This window comes from Pseudomonas kilonensis (genome assembly GCF_001269885.1).
In the GTDB taxonomy this organism is placed as follows: Bacteria; Pseudomonadota; Gammaproteobacteria; order Pseudomonadales; family Pseudomonadaceae; genus Aquipseudomonas; species Aquipseudomonas kilonensis.
In genome coordinates this window covers 149064-170296 of record NZ_LHVH01000027.1, presented here as the reverse complement: position 1 = coordinate 170296, position 21233 = coordinate 149064, and the positions used below count along the sequence as shown (strand labels likewise).

The 21233-nt window shown below is 60.6% G+C and carries 16 protein-coding genes, 4 tRNA genes and 1 pseudogene; 13 read left to right on the top strand and 8 right to left on the bottom strand.

What is annotated here, in order from left to right:
* Positions 1-49 precede the first annotated feature (49 nt).
* Both AD662_RS21345 and AD662_RS21340 read left to right on the top strand, forming a co-directional pair.
* A complete protein-coding gene (locus AD662_RS21345) occupies positions 50-1258 on the top strand; it encodes an MFS transporter (protein ID WP_033062554.1) in 1209 nt (402 codons plus the stop codon).
* 181 nt (positions 1259-1439) lie between these two features.
* Positions 1440-1991 carry a glutathione peroxidase gene (locus AD662_RS21340; RefSeq protein WP_018604309.1) on the top strand — a complete coding sequence of 184 codons (552 nt, stop codon included), beginning with the start codon at positions 1440-1442 and terminating at the stop codon, positions 1989-1991.
* Between the two features lie 89 nt (positions 1992-2080).
* On the opposite strand, the gene AD662_RS21335 is transcribed toward AD662_RS21340, so the two are convergent.
* The 3 genes from AD662_RS21335 to AD662_RS21325 form a co-directional block, all read right to left on the bottom strand.
* Positions 2081-3352 carry an OmpP1/FadL family transporter gene (locus AD662_RS21335; RefSeq protein ID WP_018604308.1) on the bottom strand — a complete coding sequence of 424 codons (1272 nt, stop codon included), beginning with the start codon at positions 3350-3352 and terminating at the stop codon, positions 2081-2083.
* Positions 3353-3496: 144 nt separating this feature from the next.
* Entirely contained in the window at positions 3497-3979 is a 483-nt protein-coding gene (locus AD662_RS21330; protein ID WP_018604307.1) for a hypothetical protein, read from the bottom strand.
* A 275-nt stretch (positions 3980-4254) separates the two neighbouring features.
* The gene (locus AD662_RS21325) at positions 4255-4479 is read right to left on the bottom strand and encodes a hypothetical protein (RefSeq protein ID WP_003204606.1); all 225 of its coding nucleotides are present in this window, start codon (positions 4477-4479) and stop codon (positions 4255-4257) included.
* A gap of 1001 nt (positions 4480-5480) precedes the next feature.
* Here AD662_RS21325 and AD662_RS21320 point away from each other — a divergent pair.
* The 3 genes and pseudogenes from AD662_RS21320 to AD662_RS30210 all read left to right on the top strand — a co-directional run.
* Entirely contained in the window at positions 5481-5804 is a 324-nt protein-coding gene (locus AD662_RS21320) for an SEL1-like repeat protein (RefSeq protein ID WP_024616481.1), read from the top strand.
* 188 nt (positions 5805-5992) lie between these two features.
* Positions 5993-7381: a DNA recombination protein RmuC gene (locus AD662_RS21315; protein WP_162493988.1), complete on the top strand. Its 1389-nt coding sequence runs from the start codon at positions 5993-5995 to the stop codon at positions 7379-7381.
* Between the two features lie 211 nt (positions 7382-7592).
* Positions 7593-7706, top strand: a pseudogene (locus AD662_RS30210) (hypothetical protein); the annotation flags it as partial.
* Between the two features lie 319 nt (positions 7707-8025).
* Here AD662_RS30210 and AD662_RS21310 read toward each other — a convergent pair.
* The gene (locus AD662_RS21310; RefSeq protein ID WP_018604302.1) at positions 8026-11496 is read right to left on the bottom strand and encodes a hybrid sensor histidine kinase/response regulator; all 3471 of its coding nucleotides are present in this window, start codon (positions 11494-11496) and stop codon (positions 8026-8028) included.
* Positions 11497-11747: 251 nt separating this feature from the next.
* Positions 11748-12287: a TetR/AcrR family transcriptional regulator gene (locus AD662_RS21305; protein ID WP_053189688.1), complete on the bottom strand. Its 540-nt coding sequence runs from the start codon at positions 12285-12287 to the stop codon at positions 11748-11750.
* Between the two features lie 103 nt (positions 12288-12390).
* Here AD662_RS21305 and AD662_RS21300 point away from each other — a divergent pair, with 103 nt between their 5' ends.
* The 4 genes from AD662_RS21300 to AD662_RS21285 all read left to right on the top strand — a co-directional run bounded on the left by AD662_RS21300 (position 12391) and on the right by AD662_RS21285 (position 17169).
* Positions 12391-13581 (top strand): MFS transporter, encoded by a 1191-nt coding sequence (locus AD662_RS21300; protein ID WP_053182192.1) that lies wholly within the window; start codon positions 12391-12393, stop codon positions 13579-13581.
* 68 nt (positions 13582-13649) lie between these two features.
* A complete protein-coding gene (locus AD662_RS21295; protein WP_053182189.1) occupies positions 13650-13961 on the top strand; it encodes a cupin domain-containing protein in 312 nt (103 codons plus the stop codon).
* A gap of 103 nt (positions 13962-14064) precedes the next feature.
* Complete coding sequence (locus tag AD662_RS21290) at positions 14065-15213, top strand: TDT family transporter (protein WP_053189687.1); 1149 nt, start codon at positions 14065-14067, stop codon at positions 15211-15213.
* Positions 15214-15294: 81 nt separating this feature from the next.
* Positions 15295-17169, top strand: a complete 1875-nt coding sequence (locus AD662_RS21285; protein WP_024618200.1) for an MFS transporter — start codon at positions 15295-15297, stop codon at positions 17167-17169.
* 250 nt (positions 17170-17419) lie between these two features.
* Here AD662_RS21285 and sugE read toward each other — a convergent pair whose 3' ends face one another.
* From sugE to rdgC, 3 genes are all read right to left on the bottom strand, one after another.
* Positions 17420-17734 carry a quaternary ammonium compound efflux SMR transporter SugE gene (gene sugE, locus AD662_RS21280; RefSeq protein ID WP_014339708.1) on the bottom strand — a complete coding sequence of 105 codons (315 nt, stop codon included), beginning with the start codon at positions 17732-17734 and terminating at the stop codon, positions 17420-17422.
* A 118-nt stretch (positions 17735-17852) separates the two neighbouring features.
* Positions 17853-18818, bottom strand: a complete 966-nt coding sequence (locus AD662_RS21275; RefSeq protein ID WP_018604296.1) for a bile acid:sodium symporter family protein — start codon at positions 18816-18818, stop codon at positions 17853-17855.
* 145 nt (positions 18819-18963) lie between these two features.
* On the bottom strand, positions 18964-19884 hold the full coding sequence (gene rdgC / locus AD662_RS21270; protein ID WP_014339706.1) for a recombination-associated protein RdgC: 921 nt from the start codon (positions 19882-19884) through the stop codon (positions 18964-18966).
* Between the two features lie 160 nt (positions 19885-20044).
* On the opposite strand from rdgC, the gene AD662_RS21265 reads away from it, so the two are divergent.
* The 4 genes from AD662_RS21265 to AD662_RS21250 all read left to right on the top strand — a co-directional run bounded on the left by AD662_RS21265 (position 20045) and on the right by AD662_RS21250 (position 20562).
* Positions 20045-20120: transfer RNA gene (locus AD662_RS21265), tRNA-Val, on the top strand.
* A gap of 19 nt (positions 20121-20139) precedes the next feature.
* Positions 20140-20216 (top strand) — tRNA-Asp (locus AD662_RS21260).
* A 176-nt stretch (positions 20217-20392) separates the two neighbouring features.
* Positions 20393-20468: transfer RNA gene (locus AD662_RS21255), tRNA-Val, on the top strand.
* 17 nt (positions 20469-20485) lie between these two features.
* Positions 20486-20562: transfer RNA gene (locus AD662_RS21250), tRNA-Asp, on the top strand.
* The last annotated feature ends 671 nt before the right edge of the window (positions 20563-21233 follow it).

Here is a 21233-nt window from a genome sequence, read left to right as displayed (position 1 = left end):
CGGTTCGTTCGATGATAAGTGGGTATATACCCGCGAGCGGAGAATAAGAATGACATCGATGTGGCGTACCTGTGGTTGGGTCCTGGTGGGCAGCGCGCTGATCCTGGCGTTGTCCCTGGGCGTGCGGCATGGCTTCGGCCTGTTCCTGGCGCCCATGAGTAGCGAGTTTGGCTGGGGCCGCGAGGTGTTCGCCTTTGCCATTGCCTTGCAGAACCTGATCTGGGGCCTGGCGCAGCCGTTCACCGGTGCGCTGGCCGACCGCTTCGGTGCGGCGAAGGTGGTGTTGATCGGCGGTGTTCTTTATGCCGTCGGCCTGGTGTTTATGGGCATGGCCGACTCGCCATGGTCCTTGTCGTTGAGCGCGGGTCTTTTGATTGGCATCGGCCTGTCGGGCACGTCGTTCTCGGTGATTCTGGGTGTAGTCGGACGGGCCGTGCCGCCGGAAAAACGCAGCATGGGCATGGGTATCGCCAGTGCCGCCGGATCCTTCGGCCAGTTCGCCATGCTGCCCGGTACGCTGGGGCTGATCGGCTGGCTCGGTTGGTCGGCGGCGTTGTTGGCGCTGGGGCTGCTGGTGGCGTTGATCGTGCCGCTGGTGAGCATGCTCAAGGACGCGCCATTGCCGGTCGCCGGCCATGAGCAAACCCTGGGCGAAGCCTTGCGCGAGGCGTGCAGTCACTCCGGGTTCTGGCTGCTGGCGGTGGGCTTTTTTGTCTGCGGGTTCCAAGTTGTGTTCATTGGTGTGCATTTGCCGGCGTACCTGGTGGACCAGCACCTGCCCGCCAGCGTCGGCACCACCGTGCTGGCCCTGGTCGGGTTGTTCAATATCTTCGGCACCTATACCGCCGGTTGGCTGGGCGGGCGCATGTCCAAGCCGCGCCTGTTGACCGGGTTGTACCTGTTGCGGGCGGTGGTGATCGGTTTGTTCCTGTGGCTGCCGGTGACGACCACGACAGCGTACTTGTTCGGCATGGCGATGGGCTTGCTGTGGCTGTCGACGGTACCGTTGACCAACGGCACCGTGGCGACTCTGTTTGGTGTACGAAATCTCTCGATGTTGGGTGGGATCGTGTTCCTGTTCCACCAGTTGGGCTCTTTCCTCGGTGGTTGGTTGGGCGGGGTGGTGTACGACCGCACCGGCAGCTACGACTTGATCTGGCAGGTGTCGATCCTGCTCAGCCTGTTGGCGGCGGCGTTGAACTGGCCCGTACGTGAACGTCCGGTGGCGCGCCTGCAAGTCCAGGCCAGTGCAGCATGAGCCGCATCGGCCCGTGGTTGATCGCTGCCGGCGCCGGCCTGCTGCTGGCGTTCGCCTGGTGGGGCTGGCATCAGGGCGGGCTGGCTTTGATGCAACTGGGCATGGGCAACTGCTGAACAATGGACGGCATCGGACGCTGCGAGTAACGTCGTGGTCTGACGTGCTTTTAAGGAAAATCGACATGTTGATGCGCTGGTTTGCTGTTCCCGCCCTGTTGCTGGCTGTGACCGGGCAAGTCTGGGCCGCCGATTGCCCACCGTTGCTGGAGGGGTCGTTGCCCAAGCTGCGGGCCAAGGAAACCATTGATTTGTGCCAGCGCTTCGCCGGCAAGCCGCTGGTGGTGGTCAACACTGCCAGCTTCTGTGGGTTCGCCCCGCAATTCAAAGGCCTCGAGGCGCTCAACCAGCGCTACAAGGACCAAGGGCTGCAAGTGCTGGGCGTACCGTCCAATGACTTCAAGCAGGAATCCAAGGACGGTGCTGAAACCGCCAAGGTCTGCTACGTCAATTACGGTGTGACCTTCACCATGACCGAACCACAACCGGTGCGCGGCGCGGATGCGATACCGTTGTTCAAGCACCTGGCTGAACAATCCGGCGCGCCGAAATGGAATTTCTACAAGTACGTGGTGGACCGCCAGGGTAAGGTCGTTGGTAGTTTTTCCAGCCGGATCAAGCCTGATGATCCCGATTTCATCAAGGCGGTCGAAGCGGCCATTGCTTCCAAGCCCTGATCGCAGACCACGAAAAAGCCCCGCCTCTTTGCAGAGTGCGGGGCTTTTTTCGCTTCAGGTGGCGAGTGGTTCAGGTTCGCCGTGAAACATCAGAAGCGGTAGGTTGCACCGACACCGAAACCGTTGGCGCTGTTTTCGTATTCAGCGTTGTAGGATTGGCCGAGCGCATTGCTGCCGCCGACTTTGACTTTTTCTTCCTTGAGGTAGGAATAAGCCACGTCGATGGTCAGGTCTTCTGTCGGGCTCCAGCCGGCACCGAGGCTGAAGATGGTCCGGTCGCCGGTCGGAATGCGTGGCGAGCGGTCCTGGTTGTTGGTCGGCGACTGGTCGAAGGTCAGGCCGGTACGCAGTACCCACTGCTTGTTCAACTGGTAGGAGGTACCGATGGCGTAGGCCCAGGTGTCGTGCCAGTTTTGCTCTTCGGTGATGGTACCGAAGAGGGGCGGGTTCAGGGCACCACCACTCGTTACGTCGTTGTTTACGGTAATTTCTTTCAGGCGGCTCCAGCGAGTCCAGGTGCTGCCGGCGTAGACGGTCCAGGCATCATTGATTTGCTGGGTGACCGAAAAGTCCACCGACTCAGGCGTGGTGATGTCCAGCGAAGCGTCGTAGCGTGCGCTACTCAGTGCGGGAGGAGGAGTGCCTGCACCTGGGTTCACTTCGGTGTGGCCTTCAAGCTTGTACTTGACCTTGGAATGGTAGGTCAGGCCGACACGAGTGGTGTCGGTTGCCTGGACCAGCACGCCAATGTTGTAGCCGTAGCCAATGTCGTCACCCTTGATCTCCACGCCCGCCTCGGGCAGGCCTGGTACGCCCAGTTTCGATTCCAGGGAGCCGGAAATACGGTTGATGGTTGGGCCGAAACCGATCGATACCTTGTCGTTGAAGGCATAGCTGACGGTTGGCTGGAACGTGACGACTTTCACTTCGCTCTTGCTGCCGAAGCTCCGGCCCTGGAAGCCATTTTCGTAATCGGTGATCAAGCCGAACGGTGCGTAGACACCCAGGCCGAACGCCCACTGATCATCGATAGGCTTGACGTAATAACCCATCGGAACGCCGGTAAGCGGGACCATGTCGCCCTTGTTGGTGCCGGACTGGGTGCCGCTGGCATCGTCGATATCGGTGGAGGCATCAATGGCGGCGAAGCCACCGGTGACTTGCTGGCGCTTGAGGCGCGACATGCCGGCAGGGTTGCCAAACACGGTGCTGGCGTCATCGGCAGCGGAAGAACGACCTGCGAAACCAGTGCCCATGCCACTGATGCTTTGTTCGTTCAAGGCAAAGCCACTGGCGAAAAGTTGAGTGGATGCCAAGGTAACGGCAAGGCCAAGGGTGGTTTTGAGCATCATTTTTTTCATTGTTAGAACTCCTGGTGATCACCGGGGCGAAAATTACCAACATTTTCGGCCAAGCGCTATAGCCTTTATCGCTTGATTTAGAGTGGTTTTGTAGGACAATCAGACCAAATTCGCGACCGTTGTAGGAAGTTTCCAAATTTCCCGTCAGCAAGCGACTTGGTTCAGTGGCGAGACGTAGCTTCGCCAGGCACAGGTGAAATCTCGCAGGCGTCCTTGGGGGTGAAAGGTCTGTCGCCAGATGCGGGCCATGCCCAGCAGGTCATCGGCTTCGGGAAGCGGGGTGTTCTGTTCCTCCACCAGCAGCCAGGCAATGGCGGTGGCGTAGCGCAGGTTGACGGTCAACTCCAGGTGCGGGCCGCTGAGAAAGGCGTGCTGGCTGGCCAGGCCGCGTACCAGGCTGGCACGCTCCGGGTCCAGCGCCAGGTAATGATCCCAGAGTGCCTGGTGTCGGGGTTCGGTAATGCGATACAGGCCGTGCCCGCGGCGATCATGCAGGGCCGAACCGAGGGCGGACTGGCTGGCGGCAATGCCCAGCAACAAGGATTCCGCGGTTGCGCTATGACGCTCAAGGTAGAGGAGCGTCGGGCGGATCACATATCGACACAGTTCGCTGGCAGCGATACCCATAAAACCCTCGAAGTGTGAATGGGCGGGGCCTGAAGAGTGTGGGCTTGGCAGCGGTGGATCGGTCCAGGCCCCGCCGGAAGCGGATCATGCCGCTTGACTTGAAGTGTAGTGTCATATTTGCGCTGTAAAGGACTGTTTTTAAAACATCTTCAACGAACGGTTATAACTGTTATATCCCTTGGTACTTACGCCGTTTCGCTTGAGCGAGAAATTCCAGGCAATAAAAAACCCCACTTTCTAGGCGGGGTTTTTGGGTTTTCAGCCTTTCTGGCGTGTCAGGCAACCAGTGCCTGGCGGGTACGCTCGATCACGGCCTGCAGCGGTTCGGCGCTGGAGTACTGATCGGGGTACAGGCGTTCGCTGTGACGGGCGATGCCGTGTTCGTTGACCAGGGTGAAGCTGAAGCAGCCTTTGCGAGCGGCCATGATCAGGCAGTTCATCGGGGCAAAAGCGTTGGTGAGGGTGCGGATAGCATCCTGTGCGTGGATTTGAGTAGACATGTTATGGGTGTTCCTACAAATGACACGGTTAAGAACCGTGCAACGTTAAAACGTTCCAGTAACGTCGACCACCATTGGTCGAACGAAGAACCCGACTGGAACAAAGCAGCCAGTTTGAGCGCTATATGAAGTGCGCGCTTGGGCTGGCAGGTAGGTACTTAGGAGGGCAGGCAGCACATCAAGGGCAAAGGTTCTGGGCCCAGGGTGAAGATCCTGATCAATTTGCAGGTTGGTTCGGTCAGAGTAATGAGCCTGGCAACACCCTTTGCATTCGATCAAAGGCTGTGTTGGCGCAAGGTTTACCTGGAAACCATCGAGGGGGCCGGTCTCTTTTTTTCGGTGAGGCGTCCTTTGAAGGATGGCTGACCGTGGAGATGTGTTCGACCCGGAATTGACTTTCAGCTTGGTACTAACGCCGCGGATAGTAACGGATCGAACGGGTGAAAGGAAGGGCATTGGTTAAAAAATATTCAAATAGGGCCTCACCCTGATGCCGATTAGTTAAGAGAACAGCCTAGTAATATTCTCGTGGAGAGGGAGCTTGTTCCCGCTGGGCTGCGTAGTAGCCCCAAAACAGGGCCGCTTCGCGCCCCAGCGGGAGCAAGCTCCCTCGCCACGGGTTATCCCCAGGTTTTACCGCCAGATGCGCCAAAAAATCGCAGCGTTATAACCAGTTCGGCTGTTACTTGTGCACACTCGCTACACCACTTGTCACTGTACTGTCATGTCGAAACAATCCGGGGTGGGTGCCTGTATCCAAAATTTAAGTCAATGAAAAACATCGCTTTTTTTTGCTGGTGAAAAAATCGTCAGTTTAAGCGCAGGCCCCGTTCCACAGGGCTTTGCGCGAGTTCAGGGTGGGTTGTCCACTGAGTTATCCACAGCTTCTGTGGATTGTCCCAAGCGCTTGCTCTAGCACGGGCGTGCTGGTTTTTTTCGGCTTTACCCGTGCGAAAAAAGGAGTAGAGTGGCGCGCCTTCCGATCTGCCCCACAGTGTTTTATGAAGTTTCGCTCAGTATCAAATCCTGTTACCTCCACACCCCCTGGTGTTACCCCACCCAAGCGTATTTCGATGCGGGTGGCTGAGTGGTTGCTCGACAGCCCGCGACTGGGGGACAGCCCCAGCGTCAAGCACTTGGCCGGCCGTTTACTCAAGCAACCGGCCCGTGAAGGCGTGGTGGCCGCGCAAAGTCGCCTCGGGCAGTTGATGTGCCGTGAATGCGGCAACGCCCGGGATCGACGCATCGGCCATGACCTGCTGCGCCAGGCCGCGCGGGCCGGCGATGATCGAGCCCGCCGGGCCCTCGGTGAAATCGAAGGCTGAAAACGAAGACCGCGCTGGGCAACCCCCGGCCGCTTGGTTAACCTTCGGGCTTTATTTGATCGGCAGGAATTGTCATGGCTATGGATTTGACCAGCCTGTTGTTTGGCCTGGCAGGCGCTGCGGTGCCGTTGCTGGCACTGGCCTGGCACCTGCAACGCCAGGCAGGCGCTGCGCAGACCGAACAGGCCCTGCTGGAAGAACGCCTGGCCACCGCGCACATGGCCCACGACGGCCTCAATGCCCAGCTCGATGCCTGCCGCGATGAGATCAGCGACCTGAGCCAGGCCAACGCTGCCAAGCAAGCCGAGCTCGCCGCGGCCTGTCGTGAAGTCGAGTTGTTGCAGATCGAGCGCGACAATGCCCGGGATGCGGCCCACGCCTGGAACCTGGAGCGCGCCAACAAGGAAGCGGAACTGCGGCGGCTCGATGCCCAGGCGGCGTCGTTGCATGCCGAACTGCGCGAGCAGCAGGAAAGCCATCAGCAACGCCTGGATGACCTGCAAGGTTCGCGCGACGAGTTGCGGGCACAGTTCGCCGAGCTTGCCGGAAAAATCTTCGATGAGCGTGAGCAGCGTTTCGCCGAGACCAGCCACCAGCGCCTGGGTCAGTTGCTCGATCCGCTGAAGGAGCGCATCCAGTCCTTTGAAAAACGCGTCGAAGAAAGCTATCAGGCCGAGGCCCGGGAACGTTTCTCCCTGGGCAAGGAGCTGGAGCGCCTGCAGCAACTGAACCTGCGCTTGAGCGACGAGGCAACCAACCTCACCCGCGCGCTCAAGGGCCAGAAGACCCAGGGCAACTGGGGTGAGCTGATTCTGGAACGGGTGCTTGAACATGCCGGCCTGGAGAAGGGCCGCGAGTATCAGACCCAGGTCAGCCTCAAGGGCCCGGACGGTGAGCGTTTCCAGCCGGACGTGTTGATTTATCTGCCTGGCGACAAGCAGGTGGTGGTCGACTCCAAGGTCAGCCTCACGGCCTATCAGCAATATGTGGCCGCCGAAGATGACGCCATTGGCCAACTCGCCCTCAAGCAACATGTGGTGTCGTTGCGCGCCCACGTCAAAGGCTTGGCCGGCAAGGACTACAAACGCCTGGACGGTTTGCACAGCCTGGATTTCGTGTTGTTGTTCGTGCCGATCGAAGCGGCGTTTTCCGCCGCCCTGCAAGCCGAGCCGAACCTGTTCCAGGAAGCCTTCGACCGCAATATCGTGATCGTCAGCCCGACCACATTGCTGGCGACCCTACGGGTGATCGACAGCTTGTGGAAGCAGGAACGCCAGAGCCAGAACGCCCGGGAAATCGCCGAGCGGGCCGGGTGGCTGTATGACAAGTTCGTCTTGTTCATCCAGGACCTGGACGAGATCGGCAGTCGCTTGCAGCAGCTGGACAAAGCCTACAGCGCGGCGCGCAACAAGCTGACGGAAGGGCGCGGCAACCTGATCAGCCGCAGCGAACAGCTCAAGCTGCTCGGCGCCCGGGCCAGCAAGAGCTTGCCCAGCGAATTGCTCGAACGGGCGATGACCGATGCGGATGGGCTGCCTGAGTTGCCGGAAGAAGCCAGCGAGAAAACCCAGGGCTGAAGCAGATCCCAAGGCTGAAGCAGAAACTTGTGGCGAGGTCATCTTGTGGGAGCAAAGCTTGCTCGCGATGGCATCCTTGAGACCGCCATCGCGGGCAAGCCTTGCTCCCACAGATTTTCCATCGCCACAGTGGAACAGCGTGTCCCTCTGCCCATTACAACGGCAAATGCCGACTCAACAACGCCCGCAACGCCGCCGGCTTCACCGGCTTGGCAACCTGATCAGCCGCAGCGAACAACTCAAGCTACTCGGCGCCCGGGCCAGCAAGAGCTTGCCCACAATGGAATCTTGTGGGAGCAAAGCTTGCTCGCGATGGCATCCTTGAGACCGCCATCGCGGGCAAGCCTTGCTCCCACAAGATTTTCCATCGCCACAGGGAACCGCGTGTTCCTCTGCCCATTACAACGGCAAATGCCGACTCAACAACGCCCGCAACGCCGCCGGCTTCACCGGCTTGGCAACCTGATCAGCCGCAGCGAACAACTCAAGCTACTCGGCGCCCGGGCCAGCAAGAGCTTACCCACAATGGAATCTTGTGGGAGCAAAGCTTGCTCGCGATGGCATCCTTGAGACCGCCATCGCGGGCAAGCCTTGCTCCCACAAGATTTTCCATCGCCACAGGGAACCGCGTGTCCCTCTGCCCATTACAACGGCAAATGCCGACTCAACAACGCCCTCAACGCCGCCGGCTTCACCGGCTTGGCCAGGTAATCCAGCCCTGCGGCATGCACCTGGGCTATCATCTCAGGTCGGCCGTCCGCGCTGATCACCACCCCCGGCACCGGTTCCCCCATGCGCGTGCGCAACCAGGCCATCAGTTCGGTGCCGGTCTCGCCGTCGTCCAGATGAAAATCCACCAGCGCCAGTTGCGGTCGGCCGCCCTGGGCCAGCCAGCGCTCGCATTCTTCCCGGTTGCGTGCTGTCCACACCTGGCAACCCCAGCGCGTCAGCAGGCTGTTCATGCCGATCAGGATGCTGTCTTCGTTATCGACGCACAGCACCAGCGCGCCGCTTGGCAAATGACCGTTGGGTTCGACCACGGGGCTCGGTACGACGGCTTGTGTATGGGCCAAGGGGACGCTGACGCTGAATACGCTGCCGCGTCCCGGCCAGGAACGCACGCGCAAGGTATGGCCCAGCACACGGCACAGCCCGTCGGCGATGGCCAGGCCCAGGCCCAGGCCTTTTTCGGCGCGGGTCTGGTGGCTGTCCAGACGCTTGAACTCTTCGAAAATGACCTGCAGCTTATCCTCGGCGATGCCCGGCCCACGATCCCAGACTTCCAGGCACAACTCGCCGTTGCGCCGACGTACCCCCAACAGCACCGGGCCCTTGGCGTAGCGGAAAGCGTTGGTCAGGAAGTTCTGCAAAACTCGCCGCAACAACTTGATGTCGCTGTCCACCCGCAGCCGTGAGCCGCGCATTCGGAATTTCAGGCCTTGTTCCTGGGCCAGCGCCGTGAACTCGGCGCCCAAGGTGTCGAACAACTCGTTGAGGACGAATGGCTTGCGGTCGGGGTTGATCTTGCCGTTTTCCAGACGGGAGATGTCCAGCAGGTCGGTGATCAGGTCTTCAGCGGAACGCAGCGAACTGTCCAGATGCTGCACCAGTTGCCGGGCCTCGCTCGGCAAACCCTCGTGCTGGTGGGACAGCGCGGCAGAGAACAGCCGCGCGGCGTTGAGCGGTTGCATCAGGTCGTGGCTGACTGCCGCCAGGAACCGGGTCTTGGATTGATAGGCCGCTTCGGCGGTGCTCTTGGCTTCGGTCAGGGCCAGGTTCAGCTGTGACAATTCCCGAGTGCGTTCGGCCACCCGTTGCTCCAGCCCCTCGTTGGCTTCGGTCAGCGCTTGTGCGGCCTCGCGGAACGCGGTGATGTCGGTGAAACTCATGACGAAACCGCCACCGGGCATCGGGTTGCCGATCAGCTCGATCACCCGGCCGTTGGGGAACAGTCGCTCAGAGGTATGGGCGCGGCCCTGGCGCATCCAGTGCAGGCGTCGGGCGACGTGAACTTCGGCTTCGCCCGGCCCGCAGAGGCCACGTTCGGCGTTGTAGCGGATGATATCGGCAATGGGCCGGCCGACACTGATCAAGCCGTCCGGATACTTGAACAGCTCCAGGTAGCGCCGGTTCCAGGCCACCAGCCTGAGGGACTGGTCGACCACGCTGATGCCCTGGCTGATGTTCTCGATGGCGCCTTGCAACAGCGCACGGTTGAACTGCAGCACTTCCGACGCTTCGTCTGCGATCCGGACGACGTCTTCGAGCTGCATCTCCCGACCTTCAATGGCGGCTTTTACCACAGCCCTGGTCGAAGAGGCCCCGAGTACACCGGCCAGCAGGCGTTCGGTGTGGGCGATCCATTCGCTGTCGGCGTTCTGGGTCGGGTTGAAGCCTTTGCCCTGGCGGTAGGCAAAACGGATGAAGCTCTGCCGCGCCCGCTCCTCGCCGACGAAGCGGGCGGCCAGTTGCAACAGGTCTTCGATGTGCACCGCCAGCATTGAGCGCGGGTTGGGGCGGGCGCTGATTTCCTGGCCGATGAAGCGTCCGGCCTGCCAGTGTTCCGAAACGCGTGTGCGCGACAGCACGGAGATCCAGGCAAACAGCGTGAAGTTGCCGGCCAGGGACAGCACCACCCCCTGGGTCAGCGGGGTAATCGGCAGGTTAAAGGGATTGCCATGCAACCAGGCCAGGCCCGGAAAGCTACTGAGCGACCAGCCCAGGCTGTGGGCGGCAATCGGCAACACCAAAGTGTAGAACCACAGGAAGATCCCCGTGGCGAGGCCGGCGAACACACCGCGGCGGTTGGCCTGTTTCCAGTACAGCGCGCCGAGCATGGCCGGGGCCAGTTGGGTCACGGCGGCGAAGGCGATCTGGCCGATGGTCGCCAGGCTCGCCGTCGAACCCAACAGCCGGTAGCTGACGTAGGCCAGCAACAGGATCACGACGATGCTCACCCGCCGCACCGAGAGCATCCACTGGCGGAACACTTCGAAGGGCCGTTCGGCGTTGTTGCGGCGCAACAGCCACGGCAACAGCATGTCGTTGGAAACCATGGTGGACAGCGCCACACTCGCGACGATCACCATGCCGGTGGCCGCCGAGGCACCGCCAATGAACGCCAGCACGGCCAGGGCCGGATGGGCCTGGGCCAGCGGCAGGCTGATAACGAACGAGTCCGGCAGTACCGAACTGGGCAGCATCATTTGCCCGGCGAGGGCGATGGGCACCACGAACAGCGCGGCCAGGGCCAGGTAGGCGGGGAATACCCACTTGGCCAGGCGCAGGTCCTGGGGTTCGATGTTTTCCACCACGGTCACGTGGAACTGCCGCGGCAAGCAGATGATCGCCATCATCGCCACCCCGGTTTGCACCACCATGGACGGCCAGTTGATGGTTTCTTTCCAGTACTGCTCCAGGCGTGGGGCGAGCATGGCCTGGTTGAACAGGTCGTCGAAGCCGTCGTACAGGCCGTATGTCACGAACGCACCGACCGCCAGGAAGGCGAACAGCTTGACCAGGGATTCGAAGGCAATCGCCAGCACCATGCCACGGTGGTGTTCGGTGGCGTCGAGGTTGCGGGTACCGAATACGATGGTGAACAAGGCCAGGATCAGCGAGACGATCAGCGCGGTGTCCTGGGCGCGGGTGCCCATGGCATCGGCGCCAGCACCGATCAACAGGTTCACCCCGAGCACGATGCCCTTGAGTTGCAAGGCGATGTACGGCAGCACGCCGACCAGGCAGATCAGCGCGACCACCACTGCCAGGGATTGGGACTTGCCGTAGCGGGCGGCGATGAAGTCGGCGATGGAGGTGATGTTCTCCTGCTTGCTGATCATCACCATTTTCTGCAGGACCCACGGCGCCAGCACCAGCAGCAGGATGGGCCCGAGGTAGATCGGCAGGAATGACCAGAGCTGTTCGGCCGCCTGGCCGACGGCACCAAAGAACGTCCAACTGGTGCAATACACCGCCAGCGACAGGCTGTAGACCCAGGCCCGCACCCGCGGCGGCAGCGGTGTGCTGCGCCGGTCGCCGTAGAAGGCGATGGCGAACATGATGGCCATATAGGCCAGGGCGACAACGGCGATCAGCCCGCTGGACAACGACATGGAAACTCCCGGACGAAGACACCGGGACTTGAGCCCGGCAGGACAGTCTCGCATGCCCGCACGGGTTCGTCAGTGTCGACCAAGGTCGAGGCGTGGTGGGGTGTCGCGGGTGGGGGGAATGCTCAGGTTATTGGGTGTTCTTTCGGGCCTCTTCGCGAGCAAGCCCGCTCCCACATTGGACCTCCGGTGGACACAATATTTGTATTCACCACAGAACCAATGTGGGAGCGGGCTTGCTCGCGAAGGCGGCCTTACTGAGCCAACGCGATATCCACCAGCCGATACAACTCCTCACCCGCTAACGGCGCGGTAGCAAAGAGGATACGGAACACCGTCGGCGCCACCACCACATTGATCAGCCGTTCGACGCCTGGATTGGGCTCATCGGGGTAGCGATCCAGGATGATCTGCAACTGACGGCTGAGGATCCCCACGCAATACCCCGGCGTGGCGCAGGCCTGGATGTCGCGCATCATGTTGCGACCGGGCTCGGAGCTCATTTCGTCCAGGTATTGCTCAGCCCAGGCGCGCAGGTCGCCGCGCAAACTGCCGGTGTCGGCTGGTTCGCCGTCAGGGCGCATGCGCGCGATGGCGACGTCGGCCAGTAGCGCGGGCAGATCGCCCCAGCGCCGGTAGATGGTGGACGGCGTCACCCCGGCGCGCGCAGCGATTTGCGGCACGGTCAGGGTCGCGCGGTCCTGCTCTTGCAGCAGGTCGCGGACCGCCGAATGAATCGACTCTTGGACCCGGGCGCTTCTGCCGCCGGGGCGTAAACCTTCTTTAATAGCCATGCGTCAGACCTTAACACAAAGAATTTGCTTTAAGCGCACGCCGGTAGCACACTTCGCAAAAGCAAAAAATTAGCTTTTGCGAGTACTCCTGTGGAGCGTGCCCATGTCCCGTCCAGCTTCGACCCGCGCCAGCCTGATATTCCTGGCGCTCACCTTGCTCGGTTTTCTCGCTGCGTCCAGCGCGCCGACGCCGTTGTATCACCTCTATCAGGAACAATTACAGTTTTCCCCGGCTGTCCTGACGCTGATTTTCGGTGTGTACGCCTTCAGTCTGTTGGCGGCCTTGCTGACCGTGGGTTCGCTATCGGATTACCTGGGCCGCAAACCGGTGATCTTCGCGGCATTGTTGCTCAACATGCTGGCGATGCTGCTGTTCATCAGTGCCGACAGCGTTGCCTGGTTGATCAGTGCTCGGTTGATCCAGGGATTTGCCACCGGCATGGCCACCAGCGTGCTGGGGGCAGCCTTGCTGGATTTCGACCGTCGCCAAGGCCCGCTGATCACCAGTGTCGCGCCGCTGTTGGGCATGGCATGCGGGGCGCTGGGCTGTGGTCTGCTGGCTGAGTTCGCGCCGTTGCCCTTGCAACTGACGTACTGGCTTTTGTTGGGCTTGTTCCTGGCCCAGGCCGTTTACCTCTGGCGCCTGGCGGAAAGCGTCAGCCCGCAACCGGGTGCCTGGCGGTCCCTGCGGCCAACCCTGCATGTGCCGCCCCAGGCGCGGCAAGCCTTGTGGCGGGTCCTGCCACTGGACCTGGCGGCCTGGGCCGTGGGCGGTTTCTACCTGTCACTGGCACCGTCCCTGGTGCGGACGGCAACCGGATCGACCTCCAATCTGATCGGTGGCGCGCTGGTGGCGGCGCTGACCCTCAGCGGCGCGTTATCCATCTACCTCTTGCGCAACCAAGGCGCAGACAAAATGTTGCGCCTGTCCGCGAGCTTGCTGGTGATTGGCCTGGCATGGGTGCTGGTGGCGGTGCATGGCGCTAGCTTGCCATTGTTCTTCATTGGCACGCTGGTCACCGGTGGCGGCTTTGGCGCAGGATTCCTGGGCGCGCTGCGCAGCATCATGCCGCTGGCCTTGCCCCACGAACGAGCCGGCTTGATGTCGGCGTTCTATGTCCTCAGTTACCTGGCCTTCAGCCTGCCGTCGCTGCTGGCGGGGAACCTGACACGGGTGTTCGGACTGATCCCGACCACCGATGGCTATGGCGCGGTGTTGATTGTGCTGTGTGTCGTCGCGTTGTTGGGGTTGCGTCAATCCATGAGACCGGTCAGCGATGGCGCGCGGTCTTGAAACCAAGCATGCAGGCGCTGCTGGCAGTGGGTTAGTCTTGGCGCCTCAGCCTTTTTCCGGACGATCCCTTGAAAATCATTCGCAGCAAATCCTTCATCGGGGACCGCGCCTGGGCGGCGCTGGATATCGCCAACATGAACGGCATCACCACGCGCCTGCACTGGACCGATCAGCCGTACAAATGGCACGTCAATGACGGCGAGGAGGTCTTCGTGGTGCTCGATGGGCAAGTGCGGATGTGCTATCGGGAAGAGGGTGTCGAAAAGGAGGCCTTGCTGGAGGCCGGGGACATTTTCTACGCATCGGTGGGCACCGAGCATGTGGCCAGGCCCTTGGGCGAAGCGCGAATCCTGGTGATCGAGACCGAAGGCAGCGTCTGATAGCTATCTGTGAAACCGATAAGACATAGAGAAAATACCCGTTATATAGATATTCGATCCGGCTCTAGCATGGCGTCACCTCATCCGAGGACGGGAGTTCGCCATGACATGCTGCGCTGCAAAAAACCGCTTGCGTCCATTGAGCCATTTGCCCAGGCCGCTGGAGGCCATTCGCCAATTCACGCCTAACTGGTTTGCCGTGGTCATGGGCACCGGCGTGCTGGCGCTGGCCTTGGCGCAATGGCCGGCGTCGATGCCCGGCCTGCGGGCCCTGGGCGAAGGCTTGTGGTTGTTCAACACGCTGTTGTTCGTGGTGTTCGCCCTCATGTACACGGCCCGTTGGGTGCTGTTCTTCGACGAAGCGCGACGGATTTTCGGCCATTCAACAGTCTCGATGTTTTTCGGCACCATCCCCATGGGGCTGGCGACCATCATCAACGGCTTTCTGGTTTTTGGGCTGCCGCGCTGGGGGGAGGGCGTGGTGGCGGTGGCTGAGGCGTTATGGTGGATCGACGTGGCCATGTCGCTGGCCTGTGGCGTGCTGATCCCGTTCTTGATGTTCACCCGCCAGGAACACCGGATCGATCAGATGACCGCCGTGTGGTTGTTGCCTGTGGTGGCCGCCGAAGTCGCAGCCGCCAGCGGCGGGCTGTTGGCGCCGCATCTGGCCGACGCTCATGGGCAATGGGTCATGCTGGTGACCAGCTACGTACTCTGGGCTTTTTCCCTGCCGGTGGCGTTCAGCATCCTGACGATTTTGCTGTTGCGCATGGCGCTGCACAAACTGCCTCACGAAAACATGGCCGCCTCGAGCTGGCTGGCCCTCGGCCCGATCGGCACCGGCGCCCTGGGCATGTTGCTGCTGGGCAACGATGCTCCGCTGATTTTTGCCGCCAATGGCCTGCCCGGCGTAGGCGAAATCGCCGCCGGGTTGGGGCTGGTGGCCGGCATCACGCTGTGGGGGTTGGGTTTGTGGTGGATGTTGATGGCGCTGTTGATTACCGCGCGCTACCTGCGTGCAGGCATTCCCTTCAACCTCGGTTGGTGGGGCTTTACCTTTCCCCTGGGTGTGTACGCGCTGACCACGCTGAAGCTTGCGGACCTGCTGGGCCTGGATTTTTTCAGCGTGTTCGGGGCTGTGCTGGTGGCGATGCTGGTGGTGATGTGGCTGATCGTCGGGCGGCGTACGGTGCTGGGCGCCTGGCACGGTGAGTTGTTTGTGTCGCCCTGTATTGCAGGGCTGGCGAAATAATCGCTAAAGACAGGTAATGTGTGGCCTGGATCGAAAAACGTTCATTCCAATAAGCGTCCACGCCACTCAGGAACATGGAAGATGAGTCACCCTTCGCAGTTCACCTTGCTTCGCACGCGGCGTTTCCTGCCGTTCTTCATCACGCAGTCCTTGGGCGCGTTCAACGACAACATTTTCAAGCAGTCGCTGATCCTCGCCATCCTCTACAAATTGACCATCGAGGGCGACCGCTCGATCTGGGTCAACCTCTGCGCACTGCTGTTTATCCTGCCGTTCTTTCTGTTCTCGGCGTTGGCAGGGCAGTTCGGGGAAAAATTCGCCAAGGACGCGTTGATTCGTCTGATCAAGCTCGGCGAAATCGCCATCATGGCAGTCGGCGCAGTAGGGTTTCTGTTCGATCACTTATCGCTGATGCTGGTGGCGCTGTTCGCCATGGGCACGCATTCGGCGCTGTTCGGCCCGGTGAAGTATTCGATCCTGCCCCAGGCCTTGCGTGAGGAGGAGTTGGTCGGCGGCAACGGCCTGGTGGAGATGGGCACCTTCCTGGCGATTCTGGCCGGCACCATCGGCGCCGGGATCATGATGTCCTCGGCGCAATACGCACCCGTGGTGTCCACCGCGATCATCGGCGTTGCCGTGCTCGGTTACCTGGCCAGCCGCAGCATTCCGCGCGCGGCGGCGGCCTCGCCGCAAATGCGCTTGAACTGGAACATCTTCAGCCAATCCTGGGCCACCCTGAAACTGGGGTTGGGGCAAACCCCGGCAGTGTCCCGGTCGATTGTCGGCAACTCCTGGTTCTGGTTCGTCGGTGCGATCTACCTGACGCAGATCCCCGCCTATGCCAAGGAGTGGATGCACGGTGACGAAACCGTGGTGACCTTGATCCTGACGGTGTTCTCGGTGGGGATCGCCTTGGGTTCGATGCTCTGTGAAAGGCTTTCCGGGCGCAAAGTCGAGATCGGCCTGGTGCCGTTTGGCTCGTTCGGGCTCACCGTATTCGGTCTGTTGCTGTGGTGGCATTCCGGTGGAATCCCCGACAGCGTCGAGGGTCACGGTTGGCTTGAAGTGCTCGGTTTCGGTCACGCCTGGCTGGTGTTGATCGACATCCTGGGCCTGGGCATCTTTGGTGGTTTCTACATCGTGCCGCTGTACGCCTTGATCCAGTCGCGCACGGTGGAGAACGAGCGGGCGCGGGTGATTGCCGCCAACAACATTCTCAACGCGTTGTTCATGGTGGTCTCGGCCATCGTCTCCATCGTGTTGCTGAGCCTGGCAAAACTGTCGATTCCACAACTGTTCCTGGTGGTGTCGTTGCTGAACATCGGTGTCAATGCCTACATCTTCAAGATCGTCCCCGAGTTCAGCATGCGTTTCATGATCTGGCTGCTGAGTCATTCCATGTACCGCGTGGAGCATCGCAACCTGGAGGCGATACCCGATGAAGGCGCTGCGCTATTGGTCTGCAACCACGTTTCCTTCGTCGATGCCTTGCTGATTGGCGGCGCGGTGCGTCGGCCGATTCGCTTCGTGATGTACTACAAGATCTACAACTTGCCGGTGCTGAATTTCATCTTCCGCACCGCCGGGACGATCCCGATTGCCGGGCGCCAGGAAGACATTCACATCTACGAAAAAGCCTTCAAGCGAATCGCCCAATACCTGAAGGACGGTGAGTTGGTGTGCATCTTCCCTGAAGGAAAACTGACTGGCGATGGTGAGATCAATGAGTTCAAGAGCGGACTGACCCGCATCCTCCAGGAAACCCCGGTGCCGGTGATTCCCCTGGCGTTGCAGGGTTTGTGGGGCAGCTTTTTCAGTCGCGACCCGGCCAAAGGGCTGTTTCGCCGGTTCTGGTCGCGGGTGACGCTGGTGGCGGGTTCGGCTGTGGCGGTGGAAGTGGCTGAGCCGGCGAAGTTGCAGGCGTTGGTGGGGGAGTTGCGTGGGACTGTCCGCTAGAACGAAAAACTGTGGGAGCAAAAAGCTTATGGGAGCAAGCCCTGTGGGATTAAAACCTGTGGGGAGCAAGTTCTGTGGGATTAAACTTGTGGGAGCAAGGTCTGTGGGAGCAAGGCTTGCCCGCGATAGCGATCGCAAGGACGCCATCGCGAGCAAGCTTTGCTCCCACAAGTTTGCTCCCACAGACCTTGCTCCCACAGGTTTAATCCCACAGACCTTGCTCCCATAGGTTTGGCTCTTGCAGGAAAATTCAGGTGCTGACCTTGAGCCCGATCAACCCTGCAACGATCAACGCCACGCTGGCCAGGCGCACCAGCGCCATCGACTCACCAAACAAAATGATTCCGGCGATCACCGTGCCCACGGCACCGACCCCGGTCCAGATCGCGTAGGCCGTACCCAGCGGCAGTTCCTTCATCGCCAGGCCGAGCAGGCCGAGGCTGATCGCCATGGCGGCGATGGTCAGTGCAGTGGGGAGAGGGCGGCTGAAGCCGTCGGTGTATTTCAGGCCGACAGCCCAGCCGACTTCGAACAGGCCGGCAAAAAACAGAATGATCCAGGACATCACGCACCTCATCGATGGGTGGGGTCGTCCCCGGATAATGAACGCTATGGCGTTGCGAGGTCGTCCCCGCATTGGGCGCAAGAGTGCCCAATGCTGACGATTCGGTCAAGATTGTCCTTCAATCTGCCGCTTGACGGGCCAGTAGCTCACGGTCCTGTTTTTCGCTCATGCGCCGGAAGTACGTCGAGAGCAGGGCGCCGGAAATGTTGTGCCAGACGCTGAACAGCGCGCTGGGCACCGCCGCCAGTGGCGAAAAGTGCGCGCTCGCCAATGCCGCGCCCAGGCCGGAGTTCTGCATGCCCACCTCCAATGACAGAGTTTTGCGCTGGGCCAACGGCAAGCCGAACAAACGCCCGGTGAAGTACCCCAGCAGATAACCGAAGCTGTTGTGCAGCATCACAATGGCCATGATCAGTAGGCCGGATTCGGCGATTTTCGCCTGACTGGCCGCTACCACCGCCGCCACAATGATCACGATGCTCACCACCGATATCAGCGGCAGCACGTCTATGGCATGGCGAACCCTGGGTCCCAACAGGCGTTGGGCAACGATGCCCAATGCGATCGGCACCAGTACGATTTGCAGGATCGACCAGAACAGCGCCGAGAACGACACCGGCAACCAGGCCGAGGCCAGCAGCCAGATCAGTGCAGGGGTCAGCAGAGGGGCAAGCAGGGTCGTGAGGGCGGAAATCGCCACGGCCAGGGCCAGGTCACCGCGAGCCAGCCAGGTCATGACATTGGACGATGTGCCGCTCGGGCAGCAACCCACCAGGATCACGCCGACGGCGATCTCCGGCGGCAGACTGAACACTTGGCAAAGCAGCCACGCCGTACCGGGCATGATCACGAATTGGGCAACCACGCCCAAGGCTACGCGTCCCGGATGACGGGCCACTTCGGCGAAGTCTTCCAGCTTGAGTGCCAGACCCATGCCGAACATCACCAGGCCCAGCAGCGGCACGATGGCGATTTTCAGGCCGACGAACCACTGCGGTTGCAGGAATGCCAGTACCGCGAAAAACAGTACCCAGTAAGCGAAGGTGTTGCCGACAAAGCGGCTCAATGCAGCCAGTGCGCGCATGGCCTGATCCTTATTATTAAGAACACCACAAAACCCAATGTGGGAGCGGGCTTGCTCGCGAAAGCGGAGTGTCAGTCAACATCATCGTTGAATGTCAGTCAGTCTTCGCGAGCAAGCCCGCTCCCACACTAGAGATCAACAGTCTTTAGATCCCCTGCGGAATCTCTTCCCCGCCCAACGCTTCAACCAGCGCCGGCAGGAACTCGCCGAACGTCAACATCATCAGCGTGAAGCTGGCGTCCAGTTGGCCGAGGGCTTCGTCGCCACCGTCCTGCTCTGCCTGGTCCTGCAGCAGGTCTTCGAACTTCAGGCGCTTGACCACCATCTTGTCGTCGAGCACGAAGGACAGCTTGTCCTGCCAGGCCAGGGACAGTTGCGTCACCACCTTGCCGGTGTTCAGGTGCAGCTGGATTTCGTCGCTGGTCAGGTCCTGGCGCTTGCAGCGTACGATGCCGCCGTCTTCGTGGGTGTCGCGCAGTTCGCATTCATCCAGCACGAAGAAATCGTCTGCGGCTTTCTGGGTCTTGACCCAGTCGGTCATGGTGGCGGTCGGGGCCATCTTGACCGTCAGCGGGCGTACCGGCAGCGAGCCGATGACTTCGCGCAGGGTGGACAACAGGTCTTCGGCGCGTTTCGGGCTGGCCGAGTTCACCAGGATCAGGCCCTGTTTCGGCGCGATGGCGGCGAAAGTGGACGAACGACGGATGAACGCACGCGGCAGGAACGCCTGGATGATTTCATCCTTGAGCTGGTCCCGTTCCTTTTTATAGACCTTGCGCATTTGCTCGGCTTCGATCTCTTCGACCTTTTCCTTCAGGGCATCGCGTACGACGCTGCCCGGCAAGATGCGTTCTTCCTTGCGCGCGGCGATCAGCAGGAAATCCTGGCTGACGTGCACCAGCGGTGCGTCTTCGCCTTTGCCAAACGGCGCGACGAAACCGTAAGTGGTCAACTCCTGGCTTGCACATGGACGCGCCAGTTTGCTGGCCAGTGCAGTTTCCAACGCCTCGGCATCAAAAGGCAGATCTTGGGTCAGGCGATAGATAAGCAGGTTTTTGAACCACATGGGGTGAGTCTCTCCTTTATACAAAGGGGGGCATTATTCTCTTCGCGGCGCCATAGGCCAACCCTTCGCTAAGCCTTTGGAAGGCCTGAAAAAATTAATTTAAAAAGTGCTTGCCAGCTTAAAGAGTGCTCCGTAGAATGCGCGCCACACCGAAAGCGAAGGGTGATTAGCTCAGCTGGGAGAGCGTCTGCCTTACAAGCAGAATGTCGGCGGTTCGATCCCGTCATCACCCACCATTCGTTCAACGTGTTACGCGCAGCGGTAGTTCAGTCGGTTAGAATACCGGCCTGTCACGCCGGGGGTCGCGGGTTCGAGTCCCGTCCGCTGCGCCATATTCGGTAACCTGGAACACTGAACGCCAGGTCACCACGGAAAGCCCGCTAACGCGGGCTTTTTGCTGTTTGCAGTTCCTGCGGTGTGCGTTGCTCATGTTTTTTTGCTGAATTTGCTAATTAAATCAGCACGTTACAAAAAACTGTGAGAGAATGCGCCCCGCATCGAAAGTGAAGGGTGATTAGCTCAGCTGGGAGAGCGTCTGCCTTACAAGCAGAATGTCGGCGGTTCGATCCCGTCATCACCCACCAAACTTTCAGTGTTACGCGCAGCGGTAGTTCAGTCGGTTAGAATACCGGCCTGTCACGCCGGGGGTCGCGGGTTCGAGTCCCGTCCGCTGCGCCATATTCGGTTATCTGGAATGCTGAACGCCAGGTGACTACTAGAAACGACGCTTTTCCTTTGCGAGGGAAGAGCGTCGTTTTTTTTTGTTCTTTGTTTTTGGAGTGGTGTGCATATCCGTTGCTGCGGTAACGGCTGCTTAGGGTTCCGCTCTTACAGCGGGTCACTTTCGAAAAGCGCGAAAGTAACCAAAGCGCTCATGCCCCACCACTTGGCACCTCGCCTAGGCTCGGTGTGCCCTCACTCCGGCATTGTTCCGTGGGCCCGCCGCGAAGGGCCATCCATGGCCCAGCGCGGCTATCCCGGCATCCATGCCGGGATGCCCACTCCACAATGCCTGCGTTCAGCCATCGTGGTTAACGGGGCGCCGAGATCAACGTCCACCGCGAGGCGGCCTAGTAGCCGACCTGACTCTTGGTGAGACCGCGTTTCTCCTGTGGGAGCGGTGCACATGGATTTTGCGCCTGCCAAAGATCCAATGTGGGAGCGAGCCTGCTCGCGAAGGCGGTTTCACAGTCGATGAAGATGTTGGATGGGCAGGCCTCATCGCGAGCAAGCTCGCTCCCACAGGTTTTGCGGTGCACATGGATTTTGTGCCTGCCCAAGATCCAATGTGGGAGCGAGCTTGCTCGCGAAGGCGGTTTCACAGTCGATGAAGATGTTGGATGGGCTGG